Raw genomic sequence first — 3,364 nt, forward strand, 5'->3', positions numbered from 1 at the left:
CCTTGTATTCCTTGCCGTATCGAGCCACGTCTTCTCCTCGTCTTCGCCCCCTCTTCGGGTTCTATCGACGCGGCAACTATTCTGACGTGGGGGGAGGCCATCAACGCCTGCGAAGAAAAGCCCGATCGGTGTGAGCCGGTCGGGTTTTTTTGCGACAGGGTGTTAATCAGCGAGCCGACCAATTTGGTGCATTTTTCCTGGTATGCACCTTATCCGTGCATTTTCGGGCCATGCACATGCCGATGAGGCTACCGCCGCGATGTCCGGGGACAAACAGACCGGGTGCCATTCATGCTGCTTTCACATGGCGGGTGAACACTGGTGTCACAATCCGACCCCCTTCGAGAGGGCGCACCACGTGGCGCCGCTCGTGTCCAGCGGCCCGGGTGCCGCAACACCGACCATGAACATGCCTTCCACCGCTCTGCTGAATAGTGCTCCGCAAAATAGTTCGTCGCTCACCCTGTCGGGTACCAATGGATATTCGATCCATGGCGATCGCGTGATTCTCAGCGCGTCGGAGATTTCCAGTCATCGCTCTGCCGACAATCTCAGCGGCAGCCTGTCGCTGGAATTGTGGGCGCTGGACCGGCCCTATTTCGGCGGTGATTTCGATGGGGTGGCGCTGGCGGGGGTGCAGATTGGCCGCGTGCAGGGCCAGCACCTGCTGGTCAACAATCAGTATGACCTGCCGTTCACCGCGCCGGGCGCCGGCACCTGGATCCTGACGCTGATGCTGCGGGAGTGGGAGGGCCAGGGCTTCGTGACGCGCGACCATGTGCAGTTCGCGCAGCCCTATGTGGTCGAGCGCAAGGCCGCAGCCGCCGTGCAGGCGCAGGCGGACAACGTGATCACGGTCAACTTCGCCGCGGCGGAGCCGCCGGTCGACCGGCGCCTCTCGCTCAACGAGGCCAGCCGTGCCGAGATCGCCGCGATCAAGGGCGTGTCGAAGAAGCTGGCCGAGGCCATCGTCGCGGCGCGCCCGCTCGCCTCGACGGCGGACCTGCTGGCGGTCAAGGGCATGGGCCCGAAGCTGCTGGAGAAGATCCGCACGCTGGTGCGCCTGTAAGCCGCCGGGGGCTGTGGCGTCGGATGGCGTTCAGGGCAGGGTGCGCGACATTGTGCTGCCGTGCATCGCTCGTCAAGAATGAACGGTGACCGCCATCGACAGGCGGCCCACTGCATCCGTACCGACGAGGAGGAACCCCTGATGACGATGATGTCCCACCGCCTGCGCCGCCCAGCGGCCGTGTCCGCGCTGTCCGTGCTCGTGCTGGCCCTGGCGGGCTGTGCGGGCTCGATGCCGACGCTGTCTTCGCCCGGTGCGTCCGCCGGCGCCTTCACGCTCTCCAGCCCCGACATCCCGGCCGGCAGCGTCATCGCCGGCAAGTTCGTGCTCAACGGCTTCGGCTGCAAGGGCGAGAACGTCTCGCCGGCGCTGGTCTGGAAAAATCCGCCGGCCGGTACCAAGTCCTACGCGATCCAGGTCTACGACCCCGACGCGCCGACCGGCAGCGGTTTCTGGCACTGGGGCGTCTACAACATTCCGGCCTCGGTGACCTCGCTGGCGCAGGGCGCGGGCAACTCGGCGGCGACGCTGCCGGCCGGCGCGAACGGCGGCCACAGCGACTTCCACGACACCGGTGCCACCGGCGGCAACGGCAACTGGGGCGGCCCGTGCCCGCCGGTCGGCGACAAGCCGCACCGCTATGTCTTCACCGTGTTTGCGCTTGGCGTCGACAACCTGCACGCCGCTGCCGGCATCCCGAAGACCGGCTCGGCGGCGCTGCACGGCTTCGTGCTCAACAAGGGCCTGGGCGACAAGCTGCTCGGCAAGGCCTCGTTCACGGCGACCTACGGGCGCTGACGCGCTTCTCCGCTCACTTGTGCCAAAGTGACATGACTTTTGTGGCCTGCAGGCATCCGGCGTGCAGGCCCCTCAGAGCCAGCCCTTCGCCACCAGCGCCTTGCGGATCATGTCGGCCATCAGCTGGTGGCCGTAGGGCGTGGGGTGGAAGCCGTCGGAGAAGGCGTAGCGCTTGTACCAGTCGCTGCCGGTGACGCCGGTGGGCGGGCTGGCGGCCAGCGCGGCGTCGGTGCAGGTCGCGAAGGTGTAGGTCGGCAGGCCGTCGCTGCCGGTGCCGGTGACCGGGCAGGCGGGCGTGCTGGCATTGCTCAGGCCGTAGGTGGCCGGCGAGGCGACCTGTGCGTCGAGCGTGGCCTGGAAGTCGACCACCGCGACCCGGCTGTCGCTGCCCAGGCGCTCGAGCAGCCGGCTGTTGTAGGCGCTGACCCAGCTGTTGAACAGCGCCGCGCTCTGCGCACTGGCGGTGGCGCCGGCGCTGGCGGTGATCGAGGCCAGCACCATCTGGAAGCGCGGCGTGCGGGTGACTGCCGGCATGTTCAGCACCGCCACCCGCTGCAGGCCGCGGTCGAGCGCCTGGGTGGTGATCAGCGTGGCCATCCGGTCGGCCAGCGCGCTCATGTAGGTCGCGCCGGCGCCGGCCAGGCCGGTCGTGCCGCCGGCTGCTGCCGCCGAGACCTGGGCCGAGGACAGCAGGCTGCCCAGCAGCGCGGTGTAGGCGGCGCCGCCGTCGGTCGAGGCCTTGAGGTAGGCCGAGACCAGCGCGGCGGCATCGTTGCCGCCGCCATCGATCAGCAGCAGGTCGCCGGCATGGAAGGAGCCAGCCGCGTTCGCGGCCGTGAACTGCACCGCCAGACCGCGCGGGTCCTGCGCGCTCAGAGCGCTGCTGGCCGGATTGATCACCCCGCCACCGACGGCGAAGTTGGTGCAGTTGAGCGTGCTGTCGGTGGTGAAGGTGGTGCCGGTGAAGCGGAAGAAATTGCAGCCGGTGCCCAGGCCGTAGGACTGCGCGATCAGCTCCGGATAGATCGGGTTGCCCTGGATGGTGAACTTCAGTCCGAAGGTGCCGACATCGGCCAGGCTGTCGCCCATGACCTTCAGCGCGCCGACCTGCGGGCTGCTGCTGCCATCATCGCCGCCGCCGCAGGCGGCCAGCATCAGGGTGGCGGCCAGTGCCACGGCGGCGCGGCCAGATCGGGAAAGGGAGGTCTGGATCATCGGAGGTCTCCTGCTCTGCCAGGCATAAAAAAGAACGCCCGTGCTATTTAGTGACATGCACTCTACGTGTCACTGCCGCCTGATGCTTCCAGACAAACCCTCGGCGCGAGTCCATGAAAAAAGCCGCCCTCGGGGGCGGCTTTCCTGGATTGCATGCAGCCGAAGCGGCATGCAGCGCGTCTGAGGTCTGATTACAGCAGCGACTTCAGGATGCGGCCCATTTCCGACGGGTTGCGGGTGACCTTGAAGCCGCACTCTTCCATGATGGCGAGCTTGGCGTCG

At 67.4% G+C, this 3,364-nt stretch carries 3 protein-coding genes; 2 read left to right on the forward strand and 1 reads right to left on the reverse strand.

All coding sequences use genetic code 11. The features are described 5' to 3' along the window. Nucleotides 1-358: 358 nt before the first annotated feature. Nucleotides 359-1,069, forward strand: coding sequence for a ComEA family DNA-binding protein (locus tag BW996_RS20820; RefSeq protein WP_162177962.1), 711 nt, complete (start codon nt 359-361; stop codon nt 1,067-1,069). A gap of 231 nt (nt 1,070-1,300) precedes the next feature. Further along, nucleotides 1,301-1,867 (forward strand): YbhB/YbcL family Raf kinase inhibitor-like protein, encoded by a 567-nt coding sequence (locus BW996_RS20825; protein ID WP_037480031.1) that lies wholly within the window; start codon nt 1,301-1,303, stop codon nt 1,865-1,867. Nucleotides 1,868-1,939: 72 nt separating this feature from the next. Here the strand turns inward: BW996_RS20825 and BW996_RS20830 are convergent, their stop codons facing one another. Next, nucleotides 1,940-3,082 carry an SGNH/GDSL hydrolase family protein gene (locus BW996_RS20830; protein ID WP_076459093.1) on the reverse strand — a complete coding sequence of 381 codons (1,143 nt, stop codon included), beginning with the start codon at nt 3,080-3,082 and terminating at the stop codon, nt 1,940-1,942. Nucleotides 3,083-3,364: the final 282 nt, after the last annotated feature.

Source organism: Sphaerotilus natans, assembly GCF_900156335.1.
Classification (GTDB): Bacteria; Pseudomonadota; Gammaproteobacteria; order Burkholderiales; family Burkholderiaceae_C; genus Sphaerotilus; species Sphaerotilus natans.

Excerpts from the sequence above, each read along its gene's own strand:
- BW996_RS20825 (WP_037480031.1), top strand. The coding sequence starts at position 1,301 with ATGCCGACGCTGTCTTCGCCCGGTGCGTCCGCCGGCGCCTTCACGCTC.
- BW996_RS20830 (WP_076459093.1), bottom strand. The coding sequence starts at position 3,082 with ATGATCCAGACCTCCCTTTCCCGATCTGGCCGCGCCGCCGTGGCACTG.